This is a genomic window from Sulfitobacter sp. KMM 9851 (assembly GCF_057178245.1).
Map to the genome: position 1 here is coordinate 23,140 of NZ_JBXUCW010000003.1, position 15,463 is coordinate 38,602.

Annotated in this window: 16 protein-coding genes; 10 read left to right on the forward strand and 6 right to left on the reverse strand. The window is 61.2% G+C overall.

The annotated features are described in order from the left end of the window. Positions 1 to 39: 39 nt before the first annotated feature. The 5 genes from AC1965_RS19125 to AC1965_RS19145 are packed head-to-tail and all read right to left on the reverse strand — an operon-like array spanning position 40 to position 4,494. Entirely contained in the window at positions 40 to 525 is a 486-nt protein-coding gene (locus tag AC1965_RS19125; protein ID WP_483887307.1) for a DUF6505 family protein, read from the reverse strand. Next, positions 522 to 1,238: a biotin/lipoate--protein ligase family protein gene (locus AC1965_RS19130; RefSeq protein WP_483887308.1), complete on the reverse strand. Its 717-nt coding sequence runs from the start codon at positions 1,236 to 1,238 to the stop codon at positions 522 to 524. Before AC1965_RS19130 ends, AC1965_RS19125 begins: the two co-directional genes overlap by 4 nt. Beyond that, positions 1,235 to 2,305, reverse strand: a complete 1,071-nt coding sequence (locus AC1965_RS19135; RefSeq protein ID WP_483887309.1) for an Mrp/NBP35 family ATP-binding protein — start codon at positions 2,303 to 2,305, stop codon at positions 1,235 to 1,237. Before AC1965_RS19135 ends, AC1965_RS19130 begins: the two co-directional genes overlap by 4 nt. A gap of 3 nt (positions 2,306 to 2,308) precedes the next feature. Further along, positions 2,309 to 2,512 (reverse strand): DUF6494 family protein, encoded by a 204-nt coding sequence (locus tag AC1965_RS19140; RefSeq protein ID WP_483887310.1) that lies wholly within the window; start codon positions 2,510 to 2,512, stop codon positions 2,309 to 2,311. 32 nt (positions 2,513 to 2,544) lie between these two features. After that, the gene (locus tag AC1965_RS19145; protein WP_483887311.1) at positions 2,545 to 4,494 is read right to left on the reverse strand and encodes a 4Fe-4S binding protein; all 1,950 of its coding nucleotides are present in this window, start codon (positions 4,492 to 4,494) and stop codon (positions 2,545 to 2,547) included. 380 nt (positions 4,495 to 4,874) lie between these two features. On the opposite strand from AC1965_RS19145, the gene AC1965_RS19150 reads away from it, so the two are divergent. From AC1965_RS19150 to AC1965_RS19190, 9 genes are all read left to right on the forward strand, one after another. Then, positions 4,875 to 5,414 carry a DUF3305 domain-containing protein gene (locus AC1965_RS19150; protein WP_483887346.1) on the forward strand — a complete coding sequence of 180 codons (540 nt, stop codon included), beginning with the start codon at positions 4,875 to 4,877 and terminating at the stop codon, positions 5,412 to 5,414. Next, entirely contained in the window at positions 5,411 to 6,061 is a 651-nt protein-coding gene (locus AC1965_RS19155; RefSeq protein WP_483887312.1) for a DUF3306 domain-containing protein, read from the forward strand. The genes AC1965_RS19150 and AC1965_RS19155 overlap by 4 nt, the downstream gene beginning before the upstream one ends. After that, positions 6,058 to 6,663, forward strand: coding sequence for a TorD/DmsD family molecular chaperone (locus AC1965_RS19160; RefSeq protein ID WP_483887313.1), 606 nt, complete (start codon positions 6,058 to 6,060; stop codon positions 6,661 to 6,663). Before AC1965_RS19155 ends, AC1965_RS19160 begins: the two co-directional genes overlap by 4 nt. A gap of 52 nt (positions 6,664 to 6,715) precedes the next feature. Continuing rightward, positions 6,716 to 6,928 carry a twin-arginine translocation pathway signal protein gene (locus AC1965_RS19165; RefSeq protein WP_483887347.1) on the forward strand — a complete coding sequence of 71 codons (213 nt, stop codon included), beginning with the start codon at positions 6,716 to 6,718 and terminating at the stop codon, positions 6,926 to 6,928. A 126-nt stretch (positions 6,929 to 7,054) separates the two neighbouring features. Further along, positions 7,055 to 10,042 (forward strand): formate dehydrogenase subunit alpha, encoded by a 2,988-nt coding sequence (locus AC1965_RS19170; RefSeq protein ID WP_483887314.1) that lies wholly within the window; start codon positions 7,055 to 7,057, stop codon positions 10,040 to 10,042. Between the two features lie 12 nt (positions 10,043 to 10,054). After that, the gene (fdh3B, locus tag AC1965_RS19175; protein WP_483887315.1) at positions 10,055 to 10,648 is read left to right on the forward strand and encodes a formate dehydrogenase FDH3 subunit beta; all 594 of its coding nucleotides are present in this window, start codon (positions 10,055 to 10,057) and stop codon (positions 10,646 to 10,648) included. A 62-nt stretch (positions 10,649 to 10,710) separates the two neighbouring features. Then, entirely contained in the window at positions 10,711 to 11,913 is a 1,203-nt protein-coding gene (locus AC1965_RS19180; protein WP_483887316.1) for a formate dehydrogenase subunit gamma, read from the forward strand. 31 nt (positions 11,914 to 11,944) lie between these two features. Further along, the gene (locus tag AC1965_RS19185; RefSeq protein ID WP_483887317.1) at positions 11,945 to 12,070 is read left to right on the forward strand and encodes a hypothetical protein; all 126 of its coding nucleotides are present in this window, start codon (positions 11,945 to 11,947) and stop codon (positions 12,068 to 12,070) included. A 22-nt stretch (positions 12,071 to 12,092) separates the two neighbouring features. After that, positions 12,093 to 13,448 (forward strand): sigma-54-dependent transcriptional regulator, encoded by a 1,356-nt coding sequence (locus AC1965_RS19190; RefSeq protein WP_483887318.1) that lies wholly within the window; start codon positions 12,093 to 12,095, stop codon positions 13,446 to 13,448. A gap of 21 nt (positions 13,449 to 13,469) precedes the next feature. Here AC1965_RS19190 and AC1965_RS19195 read toward each other — a convergent pair whose 3' ends face one another. Next, positions 13,470 to 14,633, reverse strand: a complete 1,164-nt coding sequence (locus tag AC1965_RS19195) for a pyridoxal phosphate-dependent aminotransferase (protein ID WP_483887319.1) — start codon at positions 14,631 to 14,633, stop codon at positions 13,470 to 13,472. A 101-nt stretch (positions 14,634 to 14,734) separates the two neighbouring features. On the opposite strand from AC1965_RS19195, the gene AC1965_RS19200 reads away from it, so the two are divergent. Continuing rightward, a complete protein-coding gene (locus AC1965_RS19200) occupies positions 14,735 to 15,460 on the forward strand; it encodes an SDR family NAD(P)-dependent oxidoreductase (protein ID WP_483887320.1) in 726 nt (241 codons plus the stop codon). Positions 15,461 to 15,463 lie beyond the last annotated feature (3 nt).

The following is a 15,463-nucleotide window of genomic DNA, read 5'->3' on the forward strand; positions in this document are numbered from 1 at the left end:
GAGACACATCGCGCCCCCTGAACCGGGGCGCGATGCAGGCTATTCCGGCAGGTCGCCGTGAATTGCAAATTGATCCAAACCGGCATCTTGTGACTGGATGGTGCGAAAACTCTCGCGCACACCCGCCTCTGTCAGATCGCGCGCCACGGTCAGCAGACAATTTGGATCGTGATCGGCGCAAAGCTCGGCCATCTGGTTAATCTCTTCTGCCGCGACGGGCCGTGCTGCGGCAATGTCGGGCGCGCCGTAATAGGTGACGAAATGCTGTGCCAGCATGTCGGTCAGCGCGGCGATTTCGCCTTCTTCTACTTGCGTCACAGCGACAAATGTCACCCGGCCAAAGGTTTCCAGCCCCAGCCAGCCATTGGCAAAGGCCTGTCGCGCCTTGCCCGTCAGATCGGCCTGCGACCAGTCCGAAAATTCGAACCCGCCAGAGATGCACCATTCGCCGGTCCGTGCCGGGCTGGCAAAGACATTACGGTCGCTTTCGTCAAAGTGGATCGCGCGGGCGAGTTTGAGGGTCACGGTGCAGGCTCCAACAAGGTGGTCAGGGGGATCAGATGGGTCGTTGTATCATCGCGCAGCAACATGCCAAAGGTTTCGTCGACGCCGATGAACTGGCCACTTTGGCCCCCTTGGGTTGCGTCAGCGTCAAGCCCATGTGCCAGCCCGCGCCATTCGGCATGCAGCGGGGCGGGGCCATCGGTTTCCCAGCGGTTGATCCAGTGCAGGCAATGCCGCGCCCATGCCTCAAGCAGCGCGGGCGGCGCGATTTCGGCACAGCCTTCGGCATAAAGTGCGGTTTGGTCGGGGTGATCGCCGGTGTGCAGCAGATCCGGGTCGTCGATGGGGTAAAGCGGCAGGGCAAAGCCCACAACAAGCCAGTCGGGCTGGGCCGCCGGGTCCGATGTCGAGGCCATGCAGCGAAACCGGCCACAGGATGCGCCGTTGAGGCGGATACCGCCACCCCATTCCAGATGCACCGCCACTTCGGGCGGGGCCAGCGCGCCAAGCGCGTTCTGAAACCCCACACCGCAAAGCGGTAGCATCACCATCGCATCACGCAGCGGCACTTCGGGGGCAAAGACCATGGCGGCCTGCATCACGGCATCGCCAAGGCTATAGACGATCAGACCACCGTCGCAGCCCGCCACCGCGCGTGCGGTCGCAGCGGCAAAGGCATCGCCCGCCACCGCTTCGCCCGTCATCAGCGGTGGAAAGCTTGGCCTGTCGCTCATGCAGCCCCACTGTCGATCAATTGGCGCGCGATGGCCTGAAAACTTTGGGCCTGCGGGCTGTCGGGCTGGCTGACCGTGATCGGAGCGCCGCCGTCTGACGCGAGGCGGATTTGCAGATCAAGCGGCACTTCGGCCAGCAGCGGCACGCCGAGTTTGGCCGCTTCGGCTGCGACGCCACCGTGGCCGAACACATGTTCTTCGTGACCGCAATTGGTGCAGATATGCGTCGACATGTTTTCGATCATCCCGACAATCGGCACCTTGAGCTGGTTGAACATGTCGATCCCCTTGCGGGCATCCATAAGGGCCACATCCTGCGGCGTTGAGACGATAATCGCGCCATCAACCTGCGCCTTTTGGGCCAGCGTCATCTGTACATCGCCGGTGCCGGGGGGAAGATCGACGATCAGCACGTCGAGCGCGCCCCATTGCACTTGGGTCATCATCTGCTGCAACGCGCCCATCAACATCGGCCCGCGCCAGACAACCGCCTGATCCTCGTTCGTCATCAGGCCAATCGACATCATGGTGACGCCGTGGTTGCGCATCGGCAGGATGATCTTGCCGTCGGGCGAGGCGGGCCGCCCCGACACACCAAGCATACGCGGCTGGCTGGGACCATAGACATCGGCATCCAACAGGCCGACGCGGCGTCCCTGCTGTGCCAGCGCGCAGGCAAGGTTGGCAGATACGGTGGATTTGCCCACGCCGCCCTTGCCCGACGCAATGGCGAGAATCCGGTCAATTCCGGGTATTTTCTGCGGGCCGCTGGGTTCGGCCTTGCGACCGAGGCCCAGATCGGGCGGCGGGGCCTTGGCGCTGTGCCCGGTCAGCACGATCGACACGGCGCTTACGCCGTCAACCTGCGCAAGTGCGGCTTCGGCCGCTGTCTTGACCTCGGCGTAGGCGCCGGCCTGCGCGGGGGGGATTTCCATGACGAAACGCACCGCGCCTGCACCATCCACATTCAGCGCGCGCATCACGCCGCTGGCCACGATGTCGGTGTCCGTGGCCGGGTCGATCACGGTCTTCAGCGCGGCCAGAACCGCGTCCCTGCTGGCTGTCACGGCTTATTCCTGCTCTGCGTCGGGGGCGGTGATGGTGCCGCTGACCTCGTGGGTCATGCCCAGTTCGGGAATGGTAATCACCGCTTTGACGGGCAGGGATTTGCCGGCGGCAGCCGCGTCGCGCATGGCCTTTTCGATGGCCTGCTGCGAGGTCACGCCGACCTGCTTGAGAAACTTACGCATCGACATGTTGAAATCGTCGCTCATGGGGGCTCCTTGGTTTGGGGTGGTCGGGCGGATCAGTGATCGCGCCGCTTGGAAAGGTAATCATCGGTGGTGCGCGGCCGGGGGCGTTCGCCGCCCGACATCGGGTTGTCGGTGGCATGATACTGTGCGTTGATGCGGCAATCATCACACATCTGGATCATGCGCAATTTGCCTTCATCGGCAAACATCGCATGGTTGCGCAGTTTTTCGGTGATCTTGTCGACGGTGGATTTCACACCAAAAAGGGTGCCGCATTCGACGCAGGCAAAGGGTTCTTCCTCGTGGATCACCTTTTGGCTGAGCGCGGCATCGGTCAGATCGAGGCGCGGCGCGAGGGTAATGGCATCCTCGGGGCAGATGTTGGCACATAGCCCACATTGCAGGCAGGCATCCTCTTGAAAACGCAGTTGCGGCAGATCGGGGTTGTCGCCCAAGGCACCGGACGGGCAAAGCGACACGCACGACAGGCACAAGGTGCAGGCGTCCTTGTCCACCAGCACGGCGCCATAAGGCGCGCCAACTGGCAAAGGCAGCATATCGGTGTCTGGGTGCAGCGCACGGGCCGCCTGCCGGGTGATCTGGCGGCGGGTGCCCATGGGGCGCACCGGGCTGGCCACCGGTGCCGGGGCGGACGCATTATAAAGGGCGTCTGTCAGGGCGTCAGGATCGGGGGTGTCGATCAGCTGCAGGCGGGTGTCCCCCGCGATGGCGCGGGCCAGTGCAATCTGCGCTTCGATCGCGTCACGGTCGGCCTTGGGGTCAATCAGCAGGCTAACGGTGGCAAAGCCGGCGGCAAGAGCGGCAAGCGCTTCGGCGTGGCCAAAGGCGGCGATGGCGGGCAGTTCCATCGGCACCACATCCGCAGGCAGGCCGCGCCCGTACCGCGCAGCAAGGCGGATCATTTCGGCGCCGTTTTCGTCATGCACCAGCAGGCGCGGTGCAGTGCCCCCGGCAGCGAGAAAGGCGCGCGCCAGGGTCTGCACGCGCAGCATGGTAAAATCGACCGGCGGCGCGTCATAGCTGATCGCGCCAGAAGGGCAGGCGGCGGAACAGGCCCCGCAGCCGGCGCAGATCATCGGATCAATACTGACATGATCGCCATCGGGTGTAATGGCGCCGGTCGGGCATAGATCAAGGCAGTTCGTACAGCCCGTTTGCCCCGCACGGCTGTGCGCGCACAGCAGCGGTTCGGTGCGAACATACAGCGGCTTTTCAAATGTGCCGACCATATGCGAGGCGGCCAAGGTGGCGGCGGCAACAGCGGGCGCGTGATCGGGATCGGCCCGCAGATAGCCTTCGCGCTTTTCGGGGGCAGGGAACAGCGCTTGGGTGCCGCGCAGATCGAGGATCAGATCGCAGTGGCTGACGGCCCCGTCACGGGGTGCTGTCAGGCGCATCTCGCCGCGCCCGGTCGGGTCGATCTGTTGCAGCGCGTCAATGACCACTTCGAATTGCCCCAGCGCGCCTTTGGCGCGGCGCAGGCTGCCGCTGATCACATCATAATCGCGGGTATCGGGCAGGTTGGCACCGCTTTCCAGCAACAGCGTGACGCCCAGAAAATCCTTGAGATGCTCTGCCGCTGCCAGCGCCACATCGCCCTGCCCCAGGATCAGGCACAGCCCTTCGGACGTCACATCAAGCGACTTTTCCACCGGGGCACCGAGCAGAGCCTCGGCGGTGAGGGCGGACATTTTGGGCAGTTTGGGGGCGGGATCATCCGACCAACCGGCACGGTCGCGCAGGTCCAGCAGGGGGGCAGAGGGGACCCCCAATTCTTCGGCCAATTCGGCAAAGACACGTGATTCTTGCGTGCAGCATAAAACTGCATCCCCGGTGGTCAGCGCCTTGGCCGCGACATCAATCTGACGGGTACACATTGCCGAACAGGGGGTAGAGACGGCCAAACCAGTGGCTTGGGCAAGGGCCGATGAATCGATGGTCTGTGACCCTGCACAATCACATGTTATCAATGTCTTAGCCATGATTTCTTCCTTGCTGGACGCGGTGTTTTGGGCGCGCCGCTGTCGCTGATCAGACCCTAGGCTAGACGGGTTTCGACCACCGCCACAACCGCAATCTTGCGCCGGTGCCGGGTCAGGCCATTGAGGGTCGGGGATGCTGCGCGGCAGAAATTTACCCAAGTGATTCGTTTTCGGATGCAGCATCTTTTTCCTATGAAAACAGTCAGGTTGGACAATTCGACCTGAAATGTCGCAAAGCGCCGGAATGGCGGGACAAACTGTCTGGGGAACGGCATTTTTTCGGCAAGACCGCAGTTAGGTCTTCACAGATGTGACCGACCTGACAGAGGATAGGCAAAGGGAGGCACCACTTGATCCACAATCCGAAAATGTACCGGACTATGCCACTGGGCATCGTGCTGCGGCGCGCGCCCGGTGTGACCCGTTGGGCCAAGTGGAGCTGGAAGGCGACCGCCGTCCTGCCCGGCGCGCCGACTGCGTCCTGGCGGGTGTTGCGCGAGATTGACGGGATCACCGAATATCACGCTGCCACCGTCCCATTGGATTTGCACGGGGCCGAGACCGAAGCCTATGTGCATGGTCTGGGGGCCGAGGTGCCTTGTGTCTATGTGGTGATGCGCCCCATTGCCGGCGCCCATGAGCAGCCGTTTCAGATATTGTTGGTCACTGCGTCGCCCTATGAGGCGCAGGATTATTGCGACAGCGCCGAGGAAATCGTTGAAAAAGTCGCGATGCCGGAGGGGCTTGAGGCCTGGGTGCGCGAATTTGTCGATCTTTTCCATCAAGACGAGGAGTTTGTGAAGCGCCGCCGCAACAAGCACGATGAAGGTGTGCGGCAGGATGGCATCGGCGATCCACGCATTCAGAACGGGGCAGATGTATATGCCTCTCCCGCATTGAAGCGCAGGCGCGCCATATGAGCAGTTTTTGGGATCGCCGCCGCGCCGCCGTTGCCGCCGAGGCACAGGCCGAGGTCGAAGCCACGCACGAAGAGGCATTGGTGGCACACGAAGCAGCATTGGCTGCGCGTAGCGATGATGAATTACTGGCCGAGCTTGATCTGCCGGCGCCCGAGGATCTGGTCGGTGGCGAACAGTTGCGCGCCTTTTTGCGGGCGCAACTGCCACAGCGGCTCAAGTCGCGGGCCTTGCGGACGTTCTGGCGCAGCAATCCGGTGCTGGCCTGTCTCGACGGGTTGAATGATTACGACGACGATTACACCGCCGCCGCCACGGCGGGCAAAGCGGTGAATACGCTGTATCAGGTGGGCAAAGGATTTCCAGCACCACTGGCAGACCTGTTGGAACAGGTTGTGGAAGATGCCCAAGCGCCTGCCGAAATGACGGCTGGCACAGTTTCGGTGCCGGATGTGGTGCCACCGGTGCGCCCGTCCACCCTGACCCCGTCCGCCCGGCAGACGCCCGCCCCGGTCGCAGCGCAAGACACAGTGCAGGTGACCGCAGAGGGTTTCGACGAAGATTCCGTAGCAGACGACGATACTCCGATGCCCACCGCACGGCGGATGCGGTTTGAATTTGCATCAGATGTGGAAAGCACAGGCGCATGAACCAGATGACCACAGCCCCGCTGCCCGAAGAAGACCGAATGCGCGCGGATTTGTACAACTTTATGGGACTGATCCTGTCCGGCCCGCCGGATCAGTTGTTGCTGGATCAGTGCAGCGGCCTGCAAGGCGACGAGACTGAGCTGGGGCAGGGGTTTGTCACGCTGGCCAAGGTGGCCCGCCTGAGCAAGCCCGCCGCCGTGGAAAGCGAATTCAACCGGCTGTTTATCGGGCTTGGCCGGGGTGAGCTGCTGCCCTACGCAAGCTATTACCTGACCGGGTTTCTTAATGAAAAGCCGCTTGCGCTGTTGCGGCAGGACATGGTGGCGCGCGGTCTGGAGCGGGCGGACAACGTGTTTGAACCCGAGGACAATATCGCGTCCCTGATGGAAATGATGGGTGCGATGATCGCCGGGCGCTTTGGCGCTGCGGCGACGCTGACGCAGCAAAAGACGTTCTTTAACAAACATATCGCCCCCTGGGCCGGCCATTTCTTTGCCGATCTGGAAGGGGCCAAGAATTCGGTCTTTTTTGCCCCCGTGGGCAAGATCGGCCGCGCCTTTATGGCCGTCGAGGCCGAGGCATTTCGACTGAGTACAACGTAACGCCGGGCACGCGCCCTGCATGCAACCGAACCGATCAAGAGGGAGGCACATGATGACACGCAAATCCAAGGCATCGCCGGAAAAGGTGGTCCGTCAGGACAGGCGCGAGTTCCTGAAATTCGCAGGCACCGCAGCACCACTTGCCGCTGTGGCCGTTGCCACCAGTGGCACCGAGGCAAAGGCCGCCGCGGCCCCGGACCTGTCGTCGGACAAGATGCAGGATACCGAACACACGCGGGCCTATTTTGCCTCTGCCCGGTTCTGAAGACGCGCATACGACGTAACGACGGCCCGACATCCGGGCCACGAAACACCGGCACGCGCACAGACGCGCCTTGCCATCCATTAGCCACCAGATGCGGGCCTGATCCCGCGTTCAGGGAGTGAAGATATGTTGAGGAAAAAGACCAACGGCGTGGCAAGAAGCGCACAGCGGGGCAGTATACTATCTGATGTGGTCCGGTCCAAGATCGATCGCCGCGCGTTTCTGCGCGGGTCGGGGTTGGCCATCGGCGGGCTGGCGGCGATCGCCGCAACCGCAGGCAGCGTCAAACCAGCGTCGGCAGCCGCCGCTGCTGCAACCGGCGCGATCGAGATCAAGAAATCCGTCTGCACCCATTGTTCGGTCGGCTGTACCGTCATCGCCGAAGTGTCGGGCGGTGTCTGGGTCGGGCAGGAGCCCGGTTGGGACAGCCCCTTTAACCTGGGCGCGCATTGCGCCAAAGGCGCGTCTGTGCGCGAACACGCCCACGGCGAGCGTCGCCTGAAGTATCCGATGAAGAAAGTCGGCGGCGAATGGCAGCGCATCAGCTGGGAACAGGCCATCGACGAAATCGGTGACAAGATGACCGAGATCCGCGACAGCAGTGGCCCGGATTCCGTCTATTGGCTGGGGTCGGCAAAACATTCCAACGAACAGGCGTATCTGTTCCGCAAGTTTGCCGCCTATTGGGGCACCAACAACGTCGATCACCAGGCGCGTATCTGTCACTCGACCACCGTTGCGGGCGTTGCAAACACATGGGGCTACGGCGCCATGACCAACAGCTACAACGACATCCACAATTCCAAGGCGATCTTTATCATCGGCGGCAACCCTGCCGAGGCGCACCCTGTGTCGCTTCAGCACCTGCTGAAGGCGAAAGAGCAGAACAACGCCCCACTGATCGTGTGCGATCCCCGCTTTACCCGTACCGCCGCACATGCGGATGAATATGTGCGCTTTCGCCCGGGGTCGGACGTGGCACTGGTCTGGGGCATCTTGTACCACATCTTTGAAAACGGGTGGGAGGATGAGGAATTCATCCGCACGCGCGTCTGGGGTATGGACGAAATTCGCAAGGAAGTTGCCAACTGGACGCCCGAAGAAGTCGAACGCGTCACCGGTGTGCCCGGCGCGCAGCTGGAGCGGGTTGCCCGCACGATGGCCAACAACCGTCCCGGCACAGTGATCTGGTGCATGGGCGGCACGCAGCACACCAATGGCAACAACAACACCCGCGCCTATTGCATCCTTCAGCTTGCGCTGGGGAACATGGGCCGCGCGGGCGGTGGCACCAATATCTTCCGGGGCCACGACAATGTGCAGGGCGCGACCGATCTGGGCGTTCTGGCTGATACGCTGCCGGGTTACTACGGCCTGTCCGAAGGATCATGGGCCCATTGGGCGCGGGTCTGGGAGGAAGACCTTGACTGGCTCAAGGGCCGTTTTGACACGATGAAAGGGTCGGACGGCGCTGATGTCGCGATGATGGGGCTGACGGGTATTCCCGTGTCGCGCTGGATTGACGGCGTGCTGGAAGCCCGCGAGAACCTTGAGCAGCCCGACAATACCAGGGCGATGGTACTTTGGGGCCATGCGCCAAACTCGCAGACCCGCCAGAAGGAAATGAAAACGGCAATGGAAAAGCTCGACCTGCTGGTCGTGGTGGACCCGTATCCAACCGTTTCCGCCGTGCTGCACGACCGTACCGACGGCACTTATCTGCTGCCGGCCGCGACGCAGTTCGAAACGTCAGGGTCGGTGACCGCCTCCAACCGGTCGCTGCAATGGCGTGAAAAGGTGGTCGAGCCGCTGTTTGAATCGCTGCCTGACCAAACGATCCTGTACAAGTTCGCGGCCAAATTCGGCTTTGCCGACAAGATGTTCCGCAACATTGAGGTGAACGGTGAAGAACCGTTGGTCGAGGATCTGACCCGCGAGTTCAACCGCGGCATGTGGACCATCGGCTATACCGGGCAAAGCCCGGAGCGGCTCAAGATGCACATGGCAAACCAGCATACCTTTGACAAGACGACCCTGCGGGCCAATGGCGGCCCGGCGGATGGCGATTTCTATGGTCTGCCATGGCCAAGCTGGGGCACGCCCGAAATGAACCACCCCGGCACCGCGAACCTGTATGACATGTCGCTGCCGGTGGCCGAAGGCGGCCTGACGTTCCGCGCGCGGTTTGGTGTCGAACGAGATGGTGACAATCTGCTGGCCGAAGGCGTCTATTCCAAAGGCTCCGAGATCAAGGATGGCTATCCCGAATTCACCATGCAGATGCTGATGGATTTGGGCTGGGACGGCGATCTGACGCCGGAAGAGCGCCAGAGCATCGAAGCGGTTGCAGGCTATCAGCGCCCAGAGAAAGCGGATGAGGGCGAGGAAGAAGTCGGCGAAACATCGCAGCAAGGCGAGATCGAATCCGATTATGTGGCTCAGGTGGGTGGCATCAACTGGAAAACCGACCTTTCGGGCGGCATCCAGCGCGTTGCGATCGCACATGGTTGTGCCCCCTTTGGTAACGCCAAGGCCCGCTGTGTGGTCTGGACCTTCCCCGACCCTGTGCCGCTGCACCGCGAGCCGCTGTATAGCAACCGGCGCGATCTGGTTGCGGATTATCCGACCTATGATGACAAGACATTCTGGCGGGTGCCGACGCTTTACGCGTCGATCCAGAAGAATGACTTCTCCAAGGACTTCCCGATCATCCTCACGTCCGGCCGGTTGGTCGAATACGAGGGCGGCGGCGATGAAACCCGCTCGAACCCCTGGCTGGCCGAATTGCAGCAGAACATGTTCATCGAGGTCAACACCCGCGATGCCAACAATCTGGGCATTCGGGATGGCAACGACGTCTGGGTCGAAGGCCCCGAAGGGGGGCGGATCAAGGTCATGGCGATGGTGACAGAGCGGGTTGGCGAAGGCGTCGCCTTTATGCCGTTCCACTTTGGCGGTCACATGGAAGGTGTCAGCCTGCGGGACAAATACCCAGACGGTGCCGATCCGATCGTGTTGGGCGAAAGCACCAACACCGTACAGACCTACGGCTACGATTCAGTAACTCAAATGCAAGAGACCAAAGCGACTCTTTGCAAAATCATGCCCGCGTAAGGAGATAAGAGAATGGCCAGAGCAAAATTTCTCTGCGATGCCGAACGCTGCATCGAATGTAACGCCTGTGTCACGGCCTGTAAGAACGAGCATGAGGTGCCTTGGGGCATCAACCGCCGTCGGGTCGTGACCATCCAGGATGGTAAACCGGGCGAACGCTCGATCTCGGTTGCCTGCATGCACTGTTCAGACGCGCCTTGTATGGCGGTTTGCCCGGTGGATTGCTTCTACCAGACCGACGAGGGCATCGTTTTGCACTCAAAGGACCTGTGCATCGGGTGTGGGTATTGTTTCTACGCTTGTCCCTTTGGGGCACCGCAGTATCCACAGGCGGGCAACTTTGGCTCGCGCGGCAAGATGGACAAATGTACCTTCTGCGCCGGCGGCCCAGAGGAAAACCATTCCCAGGCCGAGTTCCAGAAGTACGGGCGCAACCGGATTGCAGAAGGCAAGCTGCCGATCTGCGCCGAGATGTGTTCAACCAAGGCGCTGCTGGCGGGTGATGGCAATACCGTGTCCGACATCTACCGCGAACGTGTTGTTGCGCGGGGCTTTGGCTCGGGTGCTTGGGGCTGGGGTACAGCCTACGACCAAAAAGGCCAGTGACCGGCCGGGCGGCCCCAAAAGCGGGGCCGCCTTTTACGTGTATCAAGCCCGGGGGAGTTCCCATGTTGCGCCAACTGATGGCCCTGTTCGTTTTTGCGCTGCTGACCTTGCCGGGTTTTGCATCTGCGCAGGACGTCCGTCTTCCTGAAAACGCTGTGCCTGCCGTAACCGACCGTGCCAGCACGGGGGGGGCGCAAAACCTGAATGATGTGCTGCGCCGACAGAACGGGGTAGAGATCGACGACAGTTTCCGCCGCAACAACCTGGGCGGCGATGCGGCCACGGCCCCCGGCCTTGGCCCTCTGGGCGGGGCATCTGACCCGGACCTCTGGCGTGCGCTGCGCTATGACGAGATTGATCCGCGCGTCAGCACGCTGGACCCGAGGGGCAAGGTTCTGGTGCAAGACGGCGGCATGTGGTGGCTGAATGTCCGCGAAGGGCCGCTGGCAACCTATGGTGGCTGGCTGTTGATCGGGATGATTGTGCTGCTGGCGGTGTTTTTCCTGCTGCGTGGACGCGTGCGGGTCGAAGGTGGCATGGCCGGGCGCACTATTACGCGCTTCAAGTTCATCGAACGCTTTGCGCATTGGATGCTGGCGGGTTCGTTTATCCTACTGGCACTAACGGGTCTGCTGACGCTGTTTGGACGCAAGTTTCTGGTGCCGACGCTGGGCCATGAGTTTAACTCGGTCCTGTTGACCGGATCAAAGTTCATCCACAACAATGTCTCATGGGCCTTTATGATCGCGCTGATCATGGTCTTTGTGATGTGGATCTGGCACAATATTCCCGACCGCACCGATTTGACGTGGTTCCGCTATGGTGGCGGGATCATCGGCAACAAACACCCACCCGCGAAAAAGTTTAACGCGGGCCAGAAGATCGTGTTCTGGGCGGTGATCCTGTTGGGCGCTTCTGTATCTGTGTCGGGTCTTTCGCTGCTCTTTCCGTTTGATATGCCGCTCTTTGGCCATACCTTTGACCTCGTCAACAGCACCGGCGCGCCGCAGTGGGTGGGTTATGGCGATCTGCCACGTGATCTGACTCCGCAGGAAGAGATGCAATATGCCCAGCTTTGGCATGCGATCATCGGCTTTGTCATGATGGCGGTGATCCTTGGTCACATCTATATCGGGACGCTGGGCATGGAAGGCGCCTATGACGCGATGGGCACCGGCGAGGTGGATGAAAACTGGGCTGAACAGCACCATTCCATCTGGCTTGAAGAAGTCAAAACGACCAAACGCCGGACCCCGGCGGAATGACCGGCACCGTGCAGACAAAAGGATATACGCGATGAAAGCCATGCTTGCAGGGTTTGTGGGGATCGTTGTGATCGGGGTTGTGGCTTATTTCGGCCTGCACGAGATGGGCTTTTCCGCGCAACAGGTCTATTCCAGTGAGAATGTCAGACTGGACTGACATTCGAAGGATAGATTGCACCATGTCTGTACGCGACGAATACGGCGGCACGCTTGAGGGCGCGTCGGTTCTGATCATCGACGACGAACCGGGCATGCGGCATTTCCTGACCAAGATTTTGGAACCTCGGGTCAAGCGGGTGGCGCAGGCGGCGTCGCCCGCCGAAGCAACCAAGCTATTGGACACGGCGCATTTCGATGTGGTGGTGCTGGACAATGTCATGCCGGGCAAGACCGGGCTGGAATGGGTGGTCGAGCAGCGCCGCAAAGGATTTTACGCCGACACCATCCTGATCACCGCCTATGCCGATCTGGAAACCGCCATCGCGGCGCTGCGGGCCGGTGTCAGTGACTTTGTGCTCAAACCATTTCGTACCAACCAGATTTTAGGGGCCGTGTCGCGCACGCTGGACCGCAAGTTTCTGCGCCGCGATAACACTCTGCTGCGGCGCGAACTGCATGCGGGTACGGCCGTGCAAATGCTGGGCAAATCGCTTGCACTTGGGGTGGTGCGGGGCATGCTGGCTCGTTTGGCCCCACTGCCGACGCCGGTGCTGTTTACGGGGGCCAGTGGCACAGGCAAGGAACTGGCCGCGCGCCAGCTGCACCAGATGTCAGACCGTGCTGACAAGCCTTTTGTCGCGGTCAACTGTGCCGCTATCACGCCCGACCGCATCGTGCCTGAACTGTTCGGCTCGGTGGAGGGTAACGAGACGCTGAAGCCCGGATTGCTGTTGCTGGCCGATGGCGGCACATTGTTCCTGGACGAAGTGGCGCAGATGCCGGAGGCGTTGCAGGCCGCGCTGTTGCGGGTGCTGGAAGATCAGACAATTCGCCCACAGGGCGCGGAACGTGAAATTCCGTTGAACCTGCGTTTCCTCTTTGCCACCAACGCTAACCTCAAAAAGGCAGTGGCCGACGGACGATTCCGGGCGGACCTTTATCATCGGATCAACGTGGTGCAGATCGAAATGCCGCCGCTCAAGGACCGATCCGAAGATATCGTCGAGCTGGCGGCGCTGTTCATGGAGCAGTTTTCGACCGTTTTGGGTATGCCTGCGCTGCGGCTGGATGCGGAAACATTGCTCAAGCTGCGCCGATATGACTGGCCCGGCAATGTGCGTGAACTGCGCAACTTGATAGAACGGTCCGTGATCCTAGGTGCCTTTCCCGAAGATTTTTCGGGGCATGGGTCGGTGGCCGGTGCGCGCGCGATCGAGGATTTGGATCTGGTGGTCCAGCGGCACGTGCTGCACATGCTGGACCTGTGCAAAGGCAACCGAGCCGAGGCGGCGCGCCGGTTGGGGGTGTCGCGCAAAACCATAGACCGCAAGATGGCCGCCTGGGGCGAGGCGGGCGTGAGCGTTGATCAAAGCTGAGATGCGCGCGGTCTTTGCGGGTCAGAGCGCGTTGAAGAAAACCTGCAAACGATCCATCGCCGTTTCCAATACCGGCAGATCGGCGCAGCCAAAGCAGATGCGCAGATGGCCCTCGCCCGCAGTGCCGTAGAAACTGCCCGCTTCAACCACCACGCCAGCCTCGTGCAGCAAGCGGTCAGCGCAGTCCTGGGCGTCTAGCCCTGTGGCCGTGATGTCTGGGAAGGCATAGATCGTGCCCTGCGGCAGCGCGCAGGCGACGCCCGGCATCTGGTTCAGCCGGGTCACAACCAGATCACGCCGCGCAGCGTCGCGATTGACCATAGCTTGCAAGATCGACTTGTCGCCCAAAACCGCAGCCAGCGCGCCATGCTGAACAAAGGTGTTCACATGGGTGACCTCATTGGTCGTTATCTTCATTAAAGGGCCGATTAGTGACTGATCTGCCGCGATATAGCCCAGACGCCAGCCGTCCATCGCATAGGCTTTGGTAAAGGCGCACATGGTGATTGTGCGCGTCTTCATCCCCGGGAGCGACGCGATGGAAATGTGACGCGCATCATCGTATGTAATTTCCTCGTAAACCTCGTCCGACAGCACCAGCAGATCATGTTCCTGCGCCAGATCGGCGATGATCTGCAACTCGTCACGGGTGTAAACCCGGCCCGTCGGATTGCACGGGTTGATCAACGCGATGACGCGGGTCGCGGGGGTGATATGTGGCTCTATTAGCGCGCGATTTATGGCAAAACCGTTTGCGGCATCCAGCGGGGCGATGGTGACGCGTGCGCCTGCCAATTCGGCCTTGCCGATGTGTTGCGGATAATAGGGGGCCAGCAACAGCGCCTCGTCACCTTCATCAAGAAACGCCATGAAGGCGGCAAAAGATGCCTGCGTCAGGCCGTTGGTCACTATAATCTCGTCCGGGGTGATGGCGATCCCATTCTGCACCCGCAGTTTTTCCGCCAAGGCCGCGCGAAGTTCCGGCAGCCCTTGCAGATCCGAATAATGCACCTGCCCGGCCTGAAGGGCGGCGATGGTTGCGTCCTTGATATGCTGCGGTGTGTCTTCGGCGGGCATGCCGAGTTCGAGATGAATCAGATCGCCGGGCAGGCTGGTGGCCTTGGCGAACATGCCAAAATTCTTGGGGCTGGTCTGGGTGATGCGCCGGGCGGGGCGGATGGGCATGGCTGTTTCCTTGCGCGGAAAGATATGTGCGTTTACATCTAACAGAGCTAACGCGCCCGTCTGGTAAAGGCCACGACAAATCCGGCGCAACGGGAGGGCATATGGATAAGACAGCAGTTGTGACGGGCGCGGCGGGTGGCATGGGGCGCGCGATCACGCAGCGCCTGATGGCAGACGGAATGCATGTGGTGGGTCTGGACGTGGACAAGGCCGGGCTGACCGAAATGGCGCAGCACGATGGTTTTACCGGGATGGTCACTGACCTGACCGATGCCGGGGCCATCGCCGCCGCGTTCGATCGGATCGGCGCAGATCGTGGCGGGGTGGATGTATTGGTTAACAACGCCGGCACCTGTTTCATGTCGGAATTCCCCAACATCCCCGCAGATGAGTTTGACAGGCAGATGGCGCTGAATTTTTCCGGTGCGTTTCACTGCTGTCAGGCGGCGGTCAAGCTGATGATGGGGCGCGAAGGTGTACGCAAGATCGTCAATATCAGTTCGAACGGGGCATACAATTTTGACGTGTTTGATCCGCCACATTACCGCGCATCCAAGGCGGCGCTGGACAATTTGACCAAGGATCTGGCCCGCCGCTTTGCCAGTGACAAGATTGCGGTCAATTCGATTGCACCTGCCATGACGGAAACACCACTGTTTGGGGTGCTGAGCGATGAGGTATTGGCAAAGGCGATTGCGCAGATGCCGCATGGGCGTGCCATGCAGGCCAGTGAAATTGCCGCTTGGGTTGGGTTTTTGGTGTCACCTGCGGGGGATATTTCCAGCGGAAATGTGATCATTTTGAATCAGGGTCGCGATGTGCGTTGACGG